General features: G+C 33.8%; 20 protein-coding genes. 14 read left to right on the top strand and 6 right to left on the bottom strand.

The genetic code is table 11. The annotated features are described in order from the left end of the window. Positions 1 to 10: 10 nt before the first annotated feature. Genes NKOR_RS07685 through NKOR_RS07670 form a run of 4 tightly spaced genes read left to right on the top strand, consistent with a single transcriptional unit; the run spans position 11 to position 1,337 of the window. Positions 11 to 232 (top strand): hypothetical protein, encoded by a 222-nt coding sequence (locus NKOR_RS07685; protein ID WP_014963790.1) that lies wholly within the window; start codon positions 11 to 13, stop codon positions 230 to 232. A gap of 41 nt (positions 233 to 273) precedes the next feature. Continuing rightward, on the top strand, positions 274 to 624 hold the full coding sequence (locus NKOR_RS07680) for a hypothetical protein (protein WP_014963789.1): 351 nt from the start codon (positions 274 to 276) through the stop codon (positions 622 to 624). Between the two features lie 21 nt (positions 625 to 645). Then, positions 646 to 1,044 (top strand): hypothetical protein, encoded by a 399-nt coding sequence (locus NKOR_RS07675; RefSeq protein ID WP_014963788.1) that lies wholly within the window; start codon positions 646 to 648, stop codon positions 1,042 to 1,044. A gap of 8 nt (positions 1,045 to 1,052) precedes the next feature. Then, positions 1,053 to 1,337: a hypothetical protein gene (locus NKOR_RS07670; protein WP_014963787.1), complete on the top strand. Its 285-nt coding sequence runs from the start codon at positions 1,053 to 1,055 to the stop codon at positions 1,335 to 1,337. On the opposite strand, the gene NKOR_RS07665 is transcribed toward NKOR_RS07670, so the two are convergent. The 4 genes from NKOR_RS07665 to NKOR_RS07650 form a co-directional block, all read right to left on the bottom strand. Continuing rightward, entirely contained in the window at positions 1,334 to 2,125 is a 792-nt protein-coding gene (locus tag NKOR_RS07665) for an S-methyl-5'-thioadenosine phosphorylase (protein ID WP_014963786.1), read from the bottom strand. The genes NKOR_RS07670 and NKOR_RS07665 overlap by 4 nt on opposite strands. Continuing rightward, on the bottom strand, positions 2,125 to 2,637 hold the full coding sequence (locus NKOR_RS07660) for an adenine phosphoribosyltransferase (RefSeq protein WP_014963785.1): 513 nt from the start codon (positions 2,635 to 2,637) through the stop codon (positions 2,125 to 2,127). Before NKOR_RS07660 ends, NKOR_RS07665 begins: the two co-directional genes overlap by 1 nt. A gap of 38 nt (positions 2,638 to 2,675) precedes the next feature. Further along, a complete protein-coding gene (locus tag NKOR_RS07655) occupies positions 2,676 to 4,817 on the bottom strand; it encodes an alpha-2-macroglobulin family protein (protein WP_049800826.1) in 2,142 nt (713 codons plus the stop codon). Positions 4,818 to 4,908: 91 nt separating this feature from the next. Then, positions 4,909 to 7,002, bottom strand: coding sequence for an AAA family ATPase (locus tag NKOR_RS07650; protein WP_014963783.1), 2,094 nt, complete (start codon positions 7,000 to 7,002; stop codon positions 4,909 to 4,911). Between the two features lie 103 nt (positions 7,003 to 7,105). Between NKOR_RS07650 and NKOR_RS07645 the strand changes: the two genes are divergently transcribed. After that, on the top strand, positions 7,106 to 7,567 hold the full coding sequence (locus tag NKOR_RS07645) for a hypothetical protein (protein ID WP_026089899.1): 462 nt from the start codon (positions 7,106 to 7,108) through the stop codon (positions 7,565 to 7,567). Between the two features lie 113 nt (positions 7,568 to 7,680). On the opposite strand, the gene NKOR_RS07640 is transcribed toward NKOR_RS07645, so the two are convergent. Next, positions 7,681 to 8,958: an NOP5/NOP56 family protein gene (locus tag NKOR_RS07640; protein WP_014963781.1), complete on the bottom strand. Its 1,278-nt coding sequence runs from the start codon at positions 8,956 to 8,958 to the stop codon at positions 7,681 to 7,683. A gap of 86 nt (positions 8,959 to 9,044) precedes the next feature. On the opposite strand from NKOR_RS07640, the gene NKOR_RS07635 reads away from it, so the two are divergent. The 9 genes from NKOR_RS07635 to NKOR_RS07595 all read left to right on the top strand — a co-directional run bounded on the left by NKOR_RS07635 (position 9,045) and on the right by NKOR_RS07595 (position 15,133). Then, positions 9,045 to 9,956: a dihydroorotate dehydrogenase gene (locus NKOR_RS07635; protein ID WP_026089986.1), complete on the top strand. Its 912-nt coding sequence runs from the start codon at positions 9,045 to 9,047 to the stop codon at positions 9,954 to 9,956. Further along, the gene (locus tag NKOR_RS07630; RefSeq protein WP_016939708.1) at positions 9,940 to 10,752 is read left to right on the top strand and encodes a dihydroorotate dehydrogenase electron transfer subunit; all 813 of its coding nucleotides are present in this window, start codon (positions 9,940 to 9,942) and stop codon (positions 10,750 to 10,752) included. Before NKOR_RS07635 ends, NKOR_RS07630 begins: the two co-directional genes overlap by 17 nt. Positions 10,753 to 10,803: 51 nt before the next feature. Beyond that, entirely contained in the window at positions 10,804 to 12,528 is a 1,725-nt protein-coding gene (locus tag NKOR_RS07625; protein WP_014963778.1) for a B12-binding domain-containing radical SAM protein, read from the top strand. Between the two features lie 40 nt (positions 12,529 to 12,568). Next, entirely contained in the window at positions 12,569 to 12,751 is a 183-nt protein-coding gene (locus NKOR_RS07620) for a 30S ribosomal protein S30e (protein ID WP_012215770.1), read from the top strand. Positions 12,752 to 12,834: 83 nt separating this feature from the next. Further along, entirely contained in the window at positions 12,835 to 13,008 is a 174-nt protein-coding gene (locus tag NKOR_RS07615; RefSeq protein WP_014963777.1) for a DNA repair and recombination protein RadA, read from the top strand. A gap of 2 nt (positions 13,009 to 13,010) precedes the next feature. Next, positions 13,011 to 13,337 (top strand): RNA polymerase Rpb4, encoded by a 327-nt coding sequence (locus NKOR_RS07610; protein WP_012215766.1) that lies wholly within the window; start codon positions 13,011 to 13,013, stop codon positions 13,335 to 13,337. A 20-nt stretch (positions 13,338 to 13,357) separates the two neighbouring features. After that, positions 13,358 to 13,924 (top strand): DUF655 domain-containing protein, encoded by a 567-nt coding sequence (locus NKOR_RS07605; protein ID WP_014963776.1) that lies wholly within the window; start codon positions 13,358 to 13,360, stop codon positions 13,922 to 13,924. Next, positions 13,921 to 14,622, top strand: a complete 702-nt coding sequence (rsmA, locus tag NKOR_RS07600) for a 16S rRNA (adenine(1518)-N(6)/adenine(1519)-N(6))-dimethyltransferase RsmA (protein WP_014963775.1) — start codon at positions 13,921 to 13,923, stop codon at positions 14,620 to 14,622. The genes NKOR_RS07605 and rsmA overlap by 4 nt, the downstream gene beginning before the upstream one ends. Beyond that, positions 14,600 to 15,133 (top strand): HemK2/MTQ2 family protein methyltransferase, encoded by a 534-nt coding sequence (locus NKOR_RS07595; RefSeq protein ID WP_014963774.1) that lies wholly within the window; start codon positions 14,600 to 14,602, stop codon positions 15,131 to 15,133. Before rsmA ends, NKOR_RS07595 begins: the two co-directional genes overlap by 23 nt. Here the strand turns inward: NKOR_RS07595 and NKOR_RS07590 are convergent, their stop codons facing one another. Beyond that, a complete protein-coding gene (locus NKOR_RS07590) occupies positions 15,134 to 16,165 on the bottom strand; it encodes an isocitrate/isopropylmalate dehydrogenase family protein (RefSeq protein ID WP_014963773.1) in 1,032 nt (343 codons plus the stop codon). Between the last annotated feature and the right edge of the window lie 104 nt (positions 16,166 to 16,269).

The raw sequence follows: 16,269 nt of genomic DNA, 5'->3' as shown, positions 1-16,269 counted from the left end.
AATTTGAGCTATGACTGAGGATGAAAAATTTACCAAATTAACAAAACGTGAAATTATGATTAGAGGTACAGTTGTTGCTGTAATCATATCTGTTCCTTCTCTTATTGCATTTGTCTTAGTTTGGGTTTTTCTAGATGACATGATTTTAGGGGCAATTTTGGGTGCAGTAATTCACTTTATTGCAATGGGTTTTTCCTTAAAAATTTCAAAAAAACTGTTGGTAAAAAAATAATGCATAGATCATGTTTTATTACAATCATCTAATTGAAAAATATGGATTCTAAAATTGAAGATGATCTAATATCTGAAATTCATTTGAATTCTGTACAGGCCAAAGTGTATTTGCTTGTTACCTGTTATGGAAAAATGTCTCCTCAAACAATTTCAGAAAAATTAAAGATTTCTTTGAATGATGCAAAAATAGCAACAAAAGATCTGATGAATCTGGGTGCTTTCATAGATATTTCTGAAACTGAATTTGAGGCAATGCATCCCAGATTTACTGTGGTTAACATGTATAGACGAATGTGTGAGCGAGAAAATATTGAATTTAAGCGAAACAAAGTTGTTGATAATATAGGTGTGATTTTGGAAAAACCATATGATGATGCAAGAACTAAATAACACTTCGATTTTTGAACTGCATTGACTATTGATACTGAAACATGCAAACATCAACCTGTTTACTTTGGTGTGGTTAACATCAACATAGATGAAAGAACTATTGGGTCCGTTGATGTTTGGAGATGTGGTGTTTGTAAGAAAAGATTTTGTGAAGAAAAACAACTTGGAATTGAAGAATTAGCTGATCTTGTAGGGATGCCAAAAATCGATCCTGATGCAAAATGGGGTGTTACAGTTTGTAAATTACAACAGGGAAAATACAAGTGGAAATTAGTAAAATTAAAAGAAAATGGCGAAATCAAGCACGAATGTCTTGATGAAAAGATAATTCCTTTAACAGTAAAAGATTACAAAGTTGAAGATGAAAAACACTGGAGCTTTTTGATTGATGATAACGTCAACAAAGCAGTGGAAATTTAATTTCTAACATGGAACTCAAAGTTCACATTAATGATATTCATGGCAGTCAAATGGCTGCAAAGATTAATGGTAAATTTACCATAGGTGATAATGATTTTCGTTTTACAGCAATTGCTTTTGGAAGAATAGGTGGACAAAATGTTGGAGCAAAAATTTCAAAAACTACTGAAAAAGAATTAGAAAAACTAGGTTATGATGTTGACGAGGTAATAATGTCTCTTCAAAGAAACTTACTTCAAGGAGATTTGTCTCTTCCAGAAGGACTCAAAAAAGAATCATTTGTTGACGACTAGAATTCTGCTTCTTCTAATGCTTTTGCACAAGAACAACTTCTAATTTCAGGAATTGTTTCAATTAACTCTGTTAGTATTTTCTTTGTTCCTTCAACATTTTTTGAAAGTGTTTCTAATACTTCTTTTGCAGTTACTGGTTTTTCTGCCCAAACATCATAATCCGTTACTGTTGAGATTGATGCATAACAAATCTGTGCTTCTCTTGCTAGTTGACATTCTGGAACTAGTGTCATTCCGATAATGTCTGCACCTGTTGTTCTGTAGAATTTTGATTCTGCTTTTGTAGAAAATCTTGGGCCTTCAATACATACGTATGTACAATTTTTATGAATTTTTATATTTTGATTGTCTGTAACTTTTGTAATTGATGATTGCAACTCTGGACAGAATGGATCTGCTACTGAAATATGAATAACTCTGCCGTTTTCAGAAAATGAACCGTCTCTTGATTTTGTAAAATCTAGAAATTGTGATGGCAATACAAAATGCCCTGGCTCTAATTCTTCTTTTAGGCTTCCGACTGCTGATGGAGCAATAATTCTTGTGACTCCTAACTCTTTGAATGCCCAAATATTTGCTTTATAATTAATCATATGTGGGGGAATTGTATGTTTTTTTCCATGTCTAGGAAGAAAAGCAATTTTTCTTCCTTTGAAAGTCCCCACTGTTATTGTGTCTGATGGTTTTCCATATGGGGTGTCGATATCTACTTCTTGTGCATCTTCTAGTAATCCTGAGTCATAAATTCCAGTACCGCCAAAAATCCCAATTTCTACATCTTTTTCCATTAATACTTCACCAATGATTTACAATCATACTTGCTTATTCCTTTCATTCCATTAAGATCTGTTAATTCAATAATGAATGCAAAACCTACAATTTTTCCTCCTACTTTTTCAATTAGTTTTGCAGATGCCTTAGCTGTTCCTCCTGTAGCAAGCAAATCATCACAAATAAGGACTCTTTGTCCTTCTTTGATTATGTCTTTTTGAATCTCTATGGTATCCTTTCCATATTCAATTGTGTATGACATCTTTATGGTTTTGCCTGGTAGTTTTCCTGCCTTTCTAATCATCATCATTCCCTTGTTGTATCTTGTGGCTAGAATACAAGCAAGAATGAATCCTCTTGATTCTATTCCTGCAAAAAGATCAATATTTTTTGGATGAAAATGTTTTGAAAATTCATCAGCAATAGTTGTCATTGCTGATGGATCTTTTAGGATGGGGCTAAAATCTCTAAATAAAATCCCCTTTTTAGGGAAATTTGGATATTCAGCTATTCTGTCTTTTAGGTTCATAGAAGTGGTGAATTTAGGTAAAATAAAATTGTTTGATGTTACTCTATCTCAAATGTAGTTTCGCCTGAAGTAAACGCATCATGTACTTTAATTGTGTATGTTCCTGGCTCTGTATCTTTTGGAATTATCCATGGTTGATTTATCTCTCCTTGTGATGATGCTTGGAACGATAGTGACTCTATGATCTCTCCTTCTTCAGATATAATATCAATATTTACTGTTTGACTAACTCCTACTATCTTTATTTGCAAAGTTTTTCCATATCCTGGGATATCTGCACCTTTTTGAACAGAAATTTGTATGCCTTCGGTAACTGTTGATATTACTTCTATTTCTATCGTGTCAAAGTTTGAGCCGCTCTTTGCAGTAATTGTCCACATTCCACTTTTTGCCTCTGATGGGATTCTAAATGACCCTTCTGAAATTTTTCCGTTCTTATCTGAAAAAGTTTGTCTTTCTTTTACTATATTTCCATCAGGATCCTTCATTGTTACTGTAAGCAACACGTTCTTTGCAGTATCTCCTAAAATTAACACGGAATCTCCTGGGGCATAACTTAACTTTGTTGTGTTTATCTGAATTTCCCCTGATCCTGTTTGTAATCCTACTGTGAAGATCTCTGAACTTTGTGCACTTCCTTTACTAGCTACAGCTGAATAGACCCCTGATGCATATCCTGATAAATCAAGTTCATATTCTGCAGTACCGTCTGGTTCTAGTTTGATAGAAATCGTATCACCTTTTGGTTTGTCAGATGGATCTATGATTAACAAGCTAATGATTTCAGAAGCTTTTCCAGTAAATGAAATCATTGCTGTATCTGCAGTGCTATAATTTAATTTATCAAATTCTAAATTGACTGGAATTGTAGGTAGTTGACCTAATCCGGCATAAATAAACTCTGTATCTTTTTCTTGAGTTGCAATTAATGTGTATGTGCCTTTAGCAGATGATTGTTCTGTTTTGTATTCAAATTCTATAAATCCTGATTCATCTACCTGAATTATGTCTGAAAACAATTCTTTTCCTTGAGGATCTTCTAAAACAATCTCAATTGGTTTGTTAGGCACCGCTGTTCCATTAAATTGCATTATTTCGCCAAGTTCAAATTTTAATTCAGATGGTGCAATGATTATTTTTTTATCTGTTTCCACTGTCCATGATTTTAGAATATTTTCTCTTCCATCAGTAATAGTGGCACTATATTTACCAAATGGGGTGTCTAGTGGAATGATTATTGGTTCCGCCAATTTCCAGTTTCCTTTAGCATCAATTTCAGCTGTTCTTGAATTAATTATTTTTCCATCTTCTGTTTTAATTTCTGCAGTAACTGCACTGTTGGGTTTTCCTGTACCTGAAATCTCTAAAAAGTCGCCTCTATGAATTACATCTGGAATTCCCTTAATTGTAAGTTTAATGTTTTCTGCAATTGGGATTCTATTTTCTACTTGTCCTAATCTTAAACTGATCTTTTTTTCTTCTCCGTCACTATCTTTAACCTTAAAATCTACTCTTTCTGCATCTTGATTTTCTGGAATTTTCATTGTTGTCATAAAGTGACCATTTTCATCTGTTTCAAAACTGCCAATTTTTGAATTATCTATGTAAAAATCAAATTCTTGTGATGCTCCAAAATTATCTCCTGTTACTCTGATAGATGAACCTGCATTAGGTTTTTCTGGGATTATCCTAAAAATTGAATCTGAAAGAATTCCTGCACCTGTGGATGTTTTTCCTGATTTAATTTCTGTATTTTCTACAACTGGGGGTAATTCTTTTGGTAGTACTTTTCCTGTATCTTGCTCATTACTTTTTATGTCAATTGCCTTCCAGTTGATTCCTGGATTTTTGTTGTCTGTTTTTACTCCAAACTTCACTGACTCTCCTTTTTTGATTGATTCTGAAGTTGTAAAAATAATGACTCCTTGTGGAGTTTTTTCACCTACCCATCCTTTTTCAGTTTTAAATGACTTGAAATTGAAGTCTGCACCTAACCATATTCTAAAACTATTGATCTCCTCATCTGAATCATTTGTAAATTCTATTATTGTTGTCTCTTCCAGTCCTACACTTTCTGCATTAATTCCTTGAGCGTAAACATCTGGTGGAATTGAAATTAACGCTATTGAAAATAACAATACAATTGAGAGTAAAATTCCTCTCATAGAGGGCTTGTTCATTATTTTCAAACTGCTCATCTCTCTCTTAAACCTTAAATCTTTTTTTTAATTTCCATATTTCTAAATTCAGTATTTATCATGAGCAAACTTCTTAAGCTTTGGCCTTTTGAAATTTATCTAAATCTGACTTTGTACTAACATTTTGATATTGTCTAATTCGCTCTGCAATTAGTCTATACAATGATCTAAACTGGTCTTTTGTTTTATCGGAGAGAAAATCAGTCTCTTCTAATGCAATTTTTTCACATATGTATCTGGTAATTTCTTCATTGTCAAATTTGCCCCAATCATCATCACTATGTTCCTGCCAAATCTTTCTTAATTTTTCTAAATTACCTTTGCCCTCTTTTGATAATACATCTTCTGGTGTAAGATTTGAGAATCCTTCTTGTCTTAATTTAATCTCGTATGTTTGATTAACTGGATGTAGATAGTCTTCAATAACAATATAGTCTTCAATTGACTCAAGCTTTTTTCCTTCCAATTCAAAGAAAATAGTTTGAACTGCTGAAAATTCGTTTGAAACTAGTTGAGCTGAAATTTGTTTAGATTCTTCAGTATTGTCTAATAGAATAAACGTTCTGTATCCATGATTTCTGTAAAAAATTGCCAAAGGTAGAACTGAATTTTTGTTATACGCTGCAACCACGTTTAATGGATTCATTGAGATGTTTGGATCTTGCAAGAATTTATCAAATGCATTTAGATACATAGAATCAGACATTGTTTCAACTATGATGACTGGTCTGGAGTTTGTTCCTATCTCTCTGTCTACAATAGATTCTACTTGCCCTCTTGATAATCCGTACAAAATTGGTGTTAATGTTTTATCATCTGCGTTCCAATAATCATAAAATATTCTGCTTAGGTGTTTTCTTTTATCTAACTCTACTACAAGTAAGTTTCCAGGTGTATAATCAAAGATCATAAACGGTGAATGTGTTGCATACAGAACTTGGTTAGATCCTGCCAAATTTTTTAACAAATCTGAAATTCCCATCTGTTGGGTTGGGTGAAGATTTCTTGCAGGTTCATCTAAAAGTAGAATTGCTTCTTTTAACTCTGCTCTTTGTGTTTCAGCTGCAAAATTTACAATAAAAGAAAATGTCCATTTAAAACCCTCTGCCCTCCTGTTTAGTAAACCCGTATTGGTTACTGTACCATCCCTGTGAACATCTGAAATCACAACACTCATGATATTTCCTGGATTGTATCTCAAGTCTACATGGATTGGATCTCCTTTCCATGCTGGATTTAGTTTTCTAGTCAATCTATTGCTTGCAGCATTTAGTAACTTGATACACTTTGATGGACTCTCTTTAACTTCTTCTAACTCGTTCATGTCTAACTCTGCCAGATAGAATAGATTTCTTACAGTCTCAGCTTTGTCAAATTCCTCTATGTATTCAATAGAGTCTGCCCTATCTCCTTTTTCCTCTCTAAGATATTCGTTGAGATTTATGTTACCGTAGATTTTTTTATAATCTGAAAAATAAACAAATCTTGGATGTAACTCTGATTCTATGAAGTTTTGTAGAGCTGTTTTTTCACTTTTTCCACTTAGTAAATTTGAAAATTGATTTTCTGGTTTAGCATAGATTTTTTCCCATTCTTCAATTACTTTGGGTTCTTGAATTGCAATAACATGAAATTGATTGCTAAATTCTGCCATTCCTCTATCAAACGATTCTTGATTATTTGGGACTCTTCCTTCAAAGAATGATGTATCAATTTGAATTCTAAGGTGATTTGGAATAGTATCTAAAAATTCGATAATCTGTTTTGAGAAGTTTTCCCATGAATTGAGTCCTTTATTTTCTTCTTCTCCAAGCTCAATATCATCAAACTCGTATTGAACTTTGGGCTTTCTATTTGTTCTAAATAATCTAATTTTTTTTATTTCTGGAAGACTTGGAAACTTTTCTTTTAACATTTTAATTTCATGCTGATTTAATTCAAATTCCCCTTCTGCCAATTTGATCTCATTTTTGAGATCTTCACTCATTTCGTCACAAAGATCTAATTCTGAAACTTCCTCATCTCTATTCAAAAGAGTTAATGCTTGAAGAATAGTAGTCTTTCCACTCTCATTTCTTCCAACAAATGCTGCTAAATCTCCGACTGTAATCTCTCCAGAATCATGAATGCAACGATATGCTCTAACTCTGAATTTTCTAAGTCGCATCAAGCGATATTTAGTCGGCTACGATTTAACTCATTCGTCAAATTGATCTGAAGTTGATTGTTTTGCTAAATAGATATAGGGGAAACCGCGATTTTAAAATAAAATGGTATCAAAGATAACCTTTATTGTATTTGTTTTACCCGTGATTCTTTCAATCGTTTTTGGATCTGTTGTTATGGGTGCTGTTCTTCAAGAACCTGATAGAGAATTAAACATGATGCCTTCTATGTCTTATTCTAGGGACTCGTCTTCACATGATTCTGATATTAAAATAATTGGATTATCAAAATCATATTCTTCTTCCGAATCTGTAGAAGTATCAATTGAAGTAAAGGATTCATCATTTGATTGTGGAGATCTTTACATAACCATCTATTCTGGAAAGGATGTAATTACTCAGGGTGGATTTTTTGAACAGTGTTTTGATGAAAGAAATGAGTTAATTCCTGTTGGAGATGAATTTTCAAAAATAATTGACACTCCTGGCTCATATCAAATTGTAGCAGAAATGATTTCAAAAGATCTTAAAAACATCTCGATTAGTGAAAAATTTACTGTTAAATAGGAATGACTTATGGAGAATATGAAGTTAAATTTAAAAAATAAGGTGATTTGATGGCAAAGAAAAAAGACAAACTAGTTGATGAAGCAAAGAAAATTCAGGCCGAACTTGATGCATTAAAAAAGAAAAAGAAGTATTAGATTCTGCTCCAAAGAAAGCCAAAACAAAAAAAGCAGAAGCAAAACCCGCAAAGAAAACAGTAAATCTCTGCGTCCGCCTCTGTCTCTAAAATTACCTCCATCTCGTCTAAATGATTCTGGTCTTCTGATGTCTTTTTCTGTTGGATTTTCGTATTTCTTACCTATTTCATCCACTCTGATATTGAGCTTTTCAAGCAGTGTGTTGTTTAATCCCTCGCCATAGACATCAACTCTGGCAGCAATGACTGCTTTTGCAGCAATTGCTCTTGCAATTTTTCCTCTTTGCCATCTAGGTGCTGCATGAACCATTGCATGTTGGAACAATAATCCATGTTTTGGTGGTTGAGATCCAGTCTTTAATGATCTAAACAATGCTTTTTCTGCCCCAAGAACTTGGATGGTACTTGCAGGTAGTGATGCCAATCTTTTAAGACTGCCAGCCCTTCCCAAAATTCTAGCACCTACTGCTGTGCCAAGTATTGCAGAAAGATTTGGTGCAATTGATTCCATTTCAGATTCAATATGTTCTTCAAGTTTTTTACGTAATTCATGAAAGTCTAAAATTTGTTTTGCAATTGATTGAACAATTGTTAAATTGACATCTGATATGTCTCCTCCTCTACTTTTTGTAGAAATTAAAGATAACATCTCAACTTTTGATTCTGGAAAACCTGCATCTTCAAAAACTTGTTTTGTTAATGATTCACGTTTTCCCGCTATGACTATTTGTGCATAACCATTGATACTATCAATGACGTTGTCTAGTTCAGGAAAATGTAATCCATACCATTCTCTTAATCTTGAACTTAGAGCATTTGCAATTTTATCAATCTCATCTAATGAATTAATTGCTTGAATAATGTGCAAGTCTGGACTTTCAGATACTTCTGTAACCTTTGAAGATGATAACCCTAAAGCAAATTCTCTTAGTTTTCCTAATGCATCCTGAGGATTAGATGCAAATCCTGAATCAACAATAATTTGTGGTTTTGATGCTTGTATTCTTTCTAATTCTGAATCATCCATTATTTGAGAATCTATGTTACTTTTTTTTAAAATTGCAAGTAGAGACTCATCACTTACTGAAACTCCTCTTTGAATTGAAGCTAGATAATTAATGAGTTCGTTTAGTTTTGATTCTTTGTTTTTTATTAAAAGATACTCTTTTACAGGATTTGAAAATGAAAATGATTTTTCTAGTTTATCATCATCAAAAACTGAGATTCCCAATTCTGTTAAAATCACAGAATACATGTCTAGTTCAATCTAAATCGCCTTTAAAAAAGGTACTAGAATCACAAATCAACTGTTATATTCGAAACTGCCCTCCATTAATCAAAGTGGAGCCTGATCTTACAACTTCCATCGGTCCAATCCAATTAAACAAACCTGTTATGTTGGCCTCTGGAATTCTAGGAATCTCGTTAGATGTTTTTAATCGTCTTTATCGTTCAGGTGCAGGGGCTGTTGTTACCAAATCTCTTAGTACAGAACCATGGGAAGGCTATCCAAATCCTACAATCTTTAGTGTTAAGGGAGGAGGATGGATTAATGCTGTAGGGCTTTCAAATCCTGGTGCAGAAAATTTTGCAAAAATGATTGAACCTAACAAAGATGTTCCAATAATTGTAAGCCTCGTAGGCTCTATTCCTGAAGATTTTGAAAAGATGATTCAACAATTTGAAAACTGCAAAGTTGCAGCTTATGAACTGAATTTGTCTTGTCCTCATGTTGCAAAAGTTGGATTGGAGGTTGGTGATGATCCTGAACTAGTAAAAAAGATTGTTTCTACTGTAAAAAATTCTACTAATGTGCCTGTTATTGCTAAAGTTGGTTTGGGAACTACTCATTATCTAAACACTGTGGGAACTGCTATTGAATCTGGAATTGATGCCATTACTGCAATTAACACCGTTAGGGCAATGGCAATAGATGTTGAAACACAACGCCCTATCCTTAGTAATAAGTTTGGAGGTTTGTCTGGAACTCCAATCAAACCAATTGCGTTAAGATGTGTTTATGAAATTTCATCCAAATATGATATCCCCATTATTGGTTGTGGTGGTATTTCTACTTGGGAGGATGCTGTGGAATTTTTCCTAGCAGGAGCTTCTGCTATACAACTTGGAAGTGCCATAGGTGATAATTGGATAGATGTATTTGATGAAATTAATACAGGAATATTACAATACATGGAGAAAAAAAATTATTCTAAAATAAAAGAGATGGTTGGGCTTGCAAAGAAATTATAATCACACAACAATTGTTACAATCGAAAAAGTAATTGATGAAACTCCTACCGTTCGAACTCTGGTTTTTTCTGATGATGTGATGCCAAGTGTTCTCCCAGGACAATTTGCAATGGTTTGGATTCCTGGAATTAATGAATTACCCATGAGTGTGATGATTTCAGATGAATCTGGAAAAGCAGCATTCACTGTTCGAAAACATGGAGTAGCATCTACTGGATTGTTTAATGTGAAAGTAGGCCAACAAATTGGAATTCGAGGCCCTTATGGAAATTCTTTTGATCTTAAAGAAGGAAAACTTTTGTTAGTTGGTGGAGGGACTGGTCTTGTACCTATGATGAGATTACTTACACATGTCAAACATACAGATGATGTGACTGTTTTGATTGGTGCAAAGTCAAAAAATGAAGTATTTTTTGAAGAACTGGCAAATAGACTTTTGACAAACAATACTCACAAAGTAATCGTCTCAACTGATGATGGAAGTTATGGTGAAAAAGGCTTTGTCACTGATTTAGTTGAAAAACATCTAAACCAAACAAAATATGATGCAGTCTATGTTTGTGGACCTGAAATAATGATGTACAAAACTGTCCAATCTGCTCATTCTAGGGGTGTCTTTGTACAGGCCAGCCTTGAACGAATGATGAAGTGTGGTGTTGGAATATGTGGCAGTTGTTGTATGGGTGAAGATCTTGTATGTAAGGATGGAACTGTCTTTGATGGTGAACACCTATCCCAAAATAAGGAATTTGGCAATTATCATAGGAATAAGGCTGGAATTTTAGAAAATTATTAAGTTTGACCAGCAAGGTTTAAAATAAATCATAAAATTAATTGCGTGAAGGGAATGGGAACTCCAAAAATTGTATTAACTGCTGATCGTACATTGATGTCTCCATACCGGGGATTGTCTCTTGCCACGTTTTTTGGATGTGCTCCAGCTTTGGACCCTAATAGAGACCCCAAGAGCTTTTGGTATAAAATTCTTGGAAAACAAGTGACTCCAAAGATTTTGTTTGATTTTATCTGTAATTATATTCCTCACACAAATGGTGTAGCAAATTATGCTCCTTACGGTTTACGAAAACTAGAGGCTGGTCTATTACGAGACGGATTTAGCAGACAAGATGTTGTTGTCGCACACCCTGATCATATTGAAAAATTCATTGGACCTGAAACACTAGTTGTTGGAACATATGAAATGGATCCATTAGGAATGGGGCCAGTAACTATGACATTTACTTATGGTAGAAAACAAATGTCTTATGATGAGTATTACAACACTGAACTACATCGTAGAATCAAAGCTGCCAAAGCTAAAACTGGAAGTAAGGCCAAAGTAATTTCGGGCGCATCTGGAACTTGGCAATATAACTATGATCCAGAAAAAATTGAAGAGTTTGGAATTTATGCAATTTTAGAAGGTGAGCTTGGAGGTATTGCACCCGAGATTGACGGACATGCTGGTAGGTTCTTCAACTATTTGATTAACGGTGACTTTGAAAATATGGATCCTTTCAGAAAACGAAGTGACTTCAAAGTTAACATTAAAGAATTTGAAAGAAACGGCAGAAAACTTCATGGAAGGTTTGTTAATTTTTGGGATAGACCAGAGCTTGAAGAGATTCCAGACATTGTAGAACCAAGTATGCATGGAATGATTGAAGTTATGAGAGGCTGTGGAAGAGGATGTAAATTCTGTGATGTGACATTAAGATCACTAAGATATTATCCTCCAGAAAAAGTCAAAAGAGAAATTGAAATTAACATTAAGAAAGGTGGTTCTAAATCTGCATGGGTTCATAGTGATGATATCTTTGTTTATGGAATGGATCCAAGAACTGCAAAAGGAATGGAACCAAATCGAGAAGCATTAGAAGAACTGTTTACTGCAATCATGTCTACGGGTGTTGAACATACAAACCCCACTCATGGAACATTGGCAGGAGCAATTGCTGATGAAAAATTAATTCCAAATCTGTCTAGAATTATGAAAGCAGGACCTGACAACATGATTGGCGTTCAAGCCGGATTTGAAACTGGAAGTTTGAGATTAATTGGTAAATATGCTGACAGAAAACTGGCACCTTATTCTCCTGATGAATGGCATTGGGTTGTAAAAGAGGGTGTAAAGACCTTAAACCAGGATTATTGGATTCCTGCATTTACTCTAATCATGGGACTTGATAATGATGAACAACCAGAAGATTCATGGGAAACTATTCGTTTAATCAGTGAATTAGAACATGAACAACCTGAATCTATGTTTACTGCAACAGCCTTGACATTTGTCCCAATTGGATTACTTGAAAAGTCTGATTTCTTTAATATTGGAAATGAAATGACTCCTGCACAACTAGGCGTTCTTTACAAGACATGGCAGCACAATTTCAAGTATGGCATTCAGAAATTCATGACTAAGACTGGTTCAAAGGGACCTCAAAGATACTTTTTCAATGCAATTGCAAGGTCACTGGGTGGTGTTCCGTTAGGTGCTATGGAAAGATATGCTCGCAGAAAGAGCAAAGAACATGAGCACGTTATCGAAACTGTCAAGGCAAAATACTGGTAGTATTCCAAATACATAAATTCGTTAATTTGCTATGTAGATTATGGCAACTCACGGTTCGCTTACAAAAGCAGGCAAAGTAAGAGGACAAACTCCAAAGGTAGAAGGACGCAAAATTGTAGGTACTAATTCTAGTCTTAGGAACAAGAGTAATTTCAAAAAGAGATTTGTCTTAGGTAGATTCCCTGGTCAAAACAAACCTGGGCAACGAAGAAAGAGACGATAGTCAATTTTCTCTAAAATTTTATCATTGTGCGATCATTTTTTAAAACAATACTCTTATAAAGTACTGGTACCGTACCATACGGTATGGTAGAAGATTTAAGATTAGATAGTTTAGAGGGCGTAGGTCCTGTAACTACAAGAAAATTATCCGATGCAGGTGTCCACAACGTCATGGACCTCATCGTTAGAGGTCCTGTAGAAATTAAATCGAAAACCTTAATCACTAGATTGGATCACATAAAACCATTCGGTGTATAGTTATGGAAGAAGTACAAAAGAAACAAGCTATTTCTCTTTCAGAAGTTAAAGAAATCTTAGGTAAAGTTGATCCTGAAGAGATGGATCAAATACAACGTTGGACCTATGATTATGTTTCAAAATTTGTATCACTTGATCCTAAAGATGCAAAAGAGATGAAGAAAAAACTCATCAAAGAATGTGAATTAACAGAAGATGAAGCTGTTGAAATTGTTAACATTAGACCAACAAGTATGGCAGAGTTACGTTCTTTCACGTTTGGTTGGAAAAAATTAATTCTTGCTGAAACTCTGGAAAAAATGCTCAAGATAATTAAGGAGCATTCTTAATTTCTCAGGAGTATTTAATTTTGTATAGGGCACAATCCCCACCTAGAAAATATGAGGAATATGCATATGTTCTAGATTTTAATCCTAGAGGTAAATCATCTACTGTTAGAGGAAGGGAAGGGATAATCATCACTGCAATTGGTGAAGATAGATTAACTATCCTGGAAATTCTTGGAGTTGAAAATTCTACCTTTGAAGTAGGTGAGAGAATCTATATTGGAAAAGAAGGACGAACCAAAGTTCAATCTGTACTGGGAAAGATGGACTATGAAAAAATATCTTCATCTGCTCAAAGTGAATTACAAAACGTTGTAGAAAATATTGTAACTGAGAATGAATCAAAATTTGTTGAATACTTGAACAAAGCACAACCATTGACCCCTAGAATTCATGCATTAGAATTGATTCCAGGAATAGGCAAAACTTACATGAAAACAATGCTAGAAGAAAGAGAAAAAAAACAATTTGAGAGTTATGAGGATTTACAAGAAAGAGTTGGATTCAAAGAACCAATCAAACACATCACAGAACGAATCATGGATGAAATTACTGGTGAAAGTAGAATGAATCTCTTTGTTAAGAGATGATAAAACGAAAACTACTGGGACAACACTTTCTTAACTCAAAAACAATCGCAGAATCTATCGTATCTGAGGCTAAAATCACAAAAAATGATGTTGTATTTGAGGTTGGAACTGGATTGGGTATATTGACTCCATTATTATGCAAAAAAGCAAAAAAGGTGATTTCTATTGATGCAGATGAAACACTTGTAAAAAAGGCAAGAACTGAATTTTCAGATATTGAAAATCTTGTTCTAAAATCGGGTGACGGATTCAAGAAAAAAGACTCATTTTCTATTTTTGTATCAAATCTGCCTTATTCTAAGAGCAAAGATGCTGTGGAGTGGTTGGCTCAACGTTCATTTTCCCATGGAGTAATTATGGTTCAAAAAGAATTTGCAGAAAAACTTGTTGCAGAATCCAAGAATCGAAAAGCAGTAAGTATTATTGCCACTTATGCATTTGATATAGAAAAAATATCTAATGTTAGAAAGAATAATTTTTCACCACCTCCAAAAGTTGATTCTGTAATTCTGAAAATAACAAAGAAAAATAATATGGACAAAAGACTAATTTCTACCATTAATGAAATTTTCTCATACCGAAGAAAGACTGTGAAAAATATTCTAAAACAATTCAATAAAAAAACTGTAATAGAGAAACGTGTTGATGACTTGTCTGGAGATGAAATAGTAAATCTTGCAAAACAAATTCTCAAATGATGAATATCCTCCATCTGAGGATACCTTTTTCATTGCAAACAACATTGAAAACGAAAAAGGAAAATATGCATTAGATATTGGAAGCGGTTCTGGATATCTGACAAAGCTATTGACTGAAAATTTTTCTTTAGTTGTTGGAACTGATATTAATTGTGAAGTATTACAACATCAAAGCTCTTACAAAACACAGAATTTGATTTGTTGTAACGGTTCAGATGCATTAAAGATAAAATTTGATTTTATTGTATGTAACCTTCCATACTTGGCAACTGATCAAATCTTGGATATTGCAACAGATGGTGGATTTGAAGGATTTGAGATTCCTAAAAAAATATTTGATTCTGCTATAAAAAATCTTGAGGAATGTGGTAAGTTTGTTTTTGTTACGTCTTCTCTTTCAAACTATCAAAAACTCATAGATTATGCACAAAAATTAGGTTTGAAAACACGTATTATAGCAAAAAAGAAACTTTTCTTTGAGGAATTAATTCTAGTAGAAGCAGTTAACTAACTATTTTCTTAATTTTTCTTTTGCATATTTGATTATTGCATCAGTCATTTGTGTTGTAGATGCATTACCGCCAATGTCCCATGTTACTGCTTTTCCTTCATTGATTACTTGTTCTGTTGCTGCAAATATTGCATCTCTGATTTCTCTTTCACCAAGATAATCTGCCATCCATGCTCCTGATAGAACAGTTGCAGTAGGATTTACTTTATTTTGTCCTGCAAATTGTGGCGCACTTCCATGTGCAGCTTCAAACATTGCATAATTATCCCCAATATTTGCAGAATAAATTAATCCTATTGAACCAACAAGTGCTGATGCAAGCTCGGAAATGATATCCATGAATAGATTGGTACTAACTAATACTGATCCATTGAATTGTTCAGTTGCAATTACCATTTGCTGTGCCATGTTGTCAATATATATTTCAGATAATTCGATATCTGTCCCTTCAATGGCCTTTTGAGTTTCTTCCCAAAATATCCCATCTGTTTGTTTTAGGATGTTTCTTTTTGTTACTGCAACCATCTTTTTCATATTGAATTTATTTGCCCAATCTACTGCTGAATTAATTAATCGCCTACTTCCATGTCTTGTAATTTTTCTAATGGCAATTGCTGCATCATCTGTAATTTTTGCCTCTACTCCTGTATAGAGTCCTTCAGTTGCTTCTCTAAAACAAACACAATCAAGTTTTCTATCTGGAGTTAATCTATCATAAGTTTTAGTTGGTCTAATATTTGCGTAAAGATCAAATTTCTGTCTTAGTGTTACTGCAACACTCCTTGGCGCCCCTGGAACTGGAATTGTAGTTGTTGGGCCTTTAAAACAACAGTCTGATTCTTCTAAAATCTTCATTGTTGCGTCTGGGATGTATGATGCATCTTTTCTACCATTTTTATCCCATTGCTCTGAACCTGCCTCACATAGAACTAATTCTGACTGGAAATTACATTCTTTGAGAACTCTTAACATCGAATCTACAACTTCTGGTCCTATTCCGTCTCCTTTCATCACTGCAGCTTTTTTAGTCAAAACTGCAAGTTTTTGAGGAGTTTATTATTTAATTCTACCTTGCTTGGAAATGATTTCTACATGTTATCTATAGAGATGATTTAATAGTTATTTTTGTAAAACCA

This window comes from Candidatus Nitrosopumilus koreensis AR1, assembly GCF_000299365.1.
Lineage (GTDB): Archaea > Thermoproteota > Nitrososphaeria > Nitrososphaerales > Nitrosopumilaceae > Nitrosopumilus > Nitrosopumilus koreensis.
The sequence above is the reverse complement of the archived record's forward strand: the minus strand, read 5'-3'. Positions and strand labels throughout refer to the sequence as shown.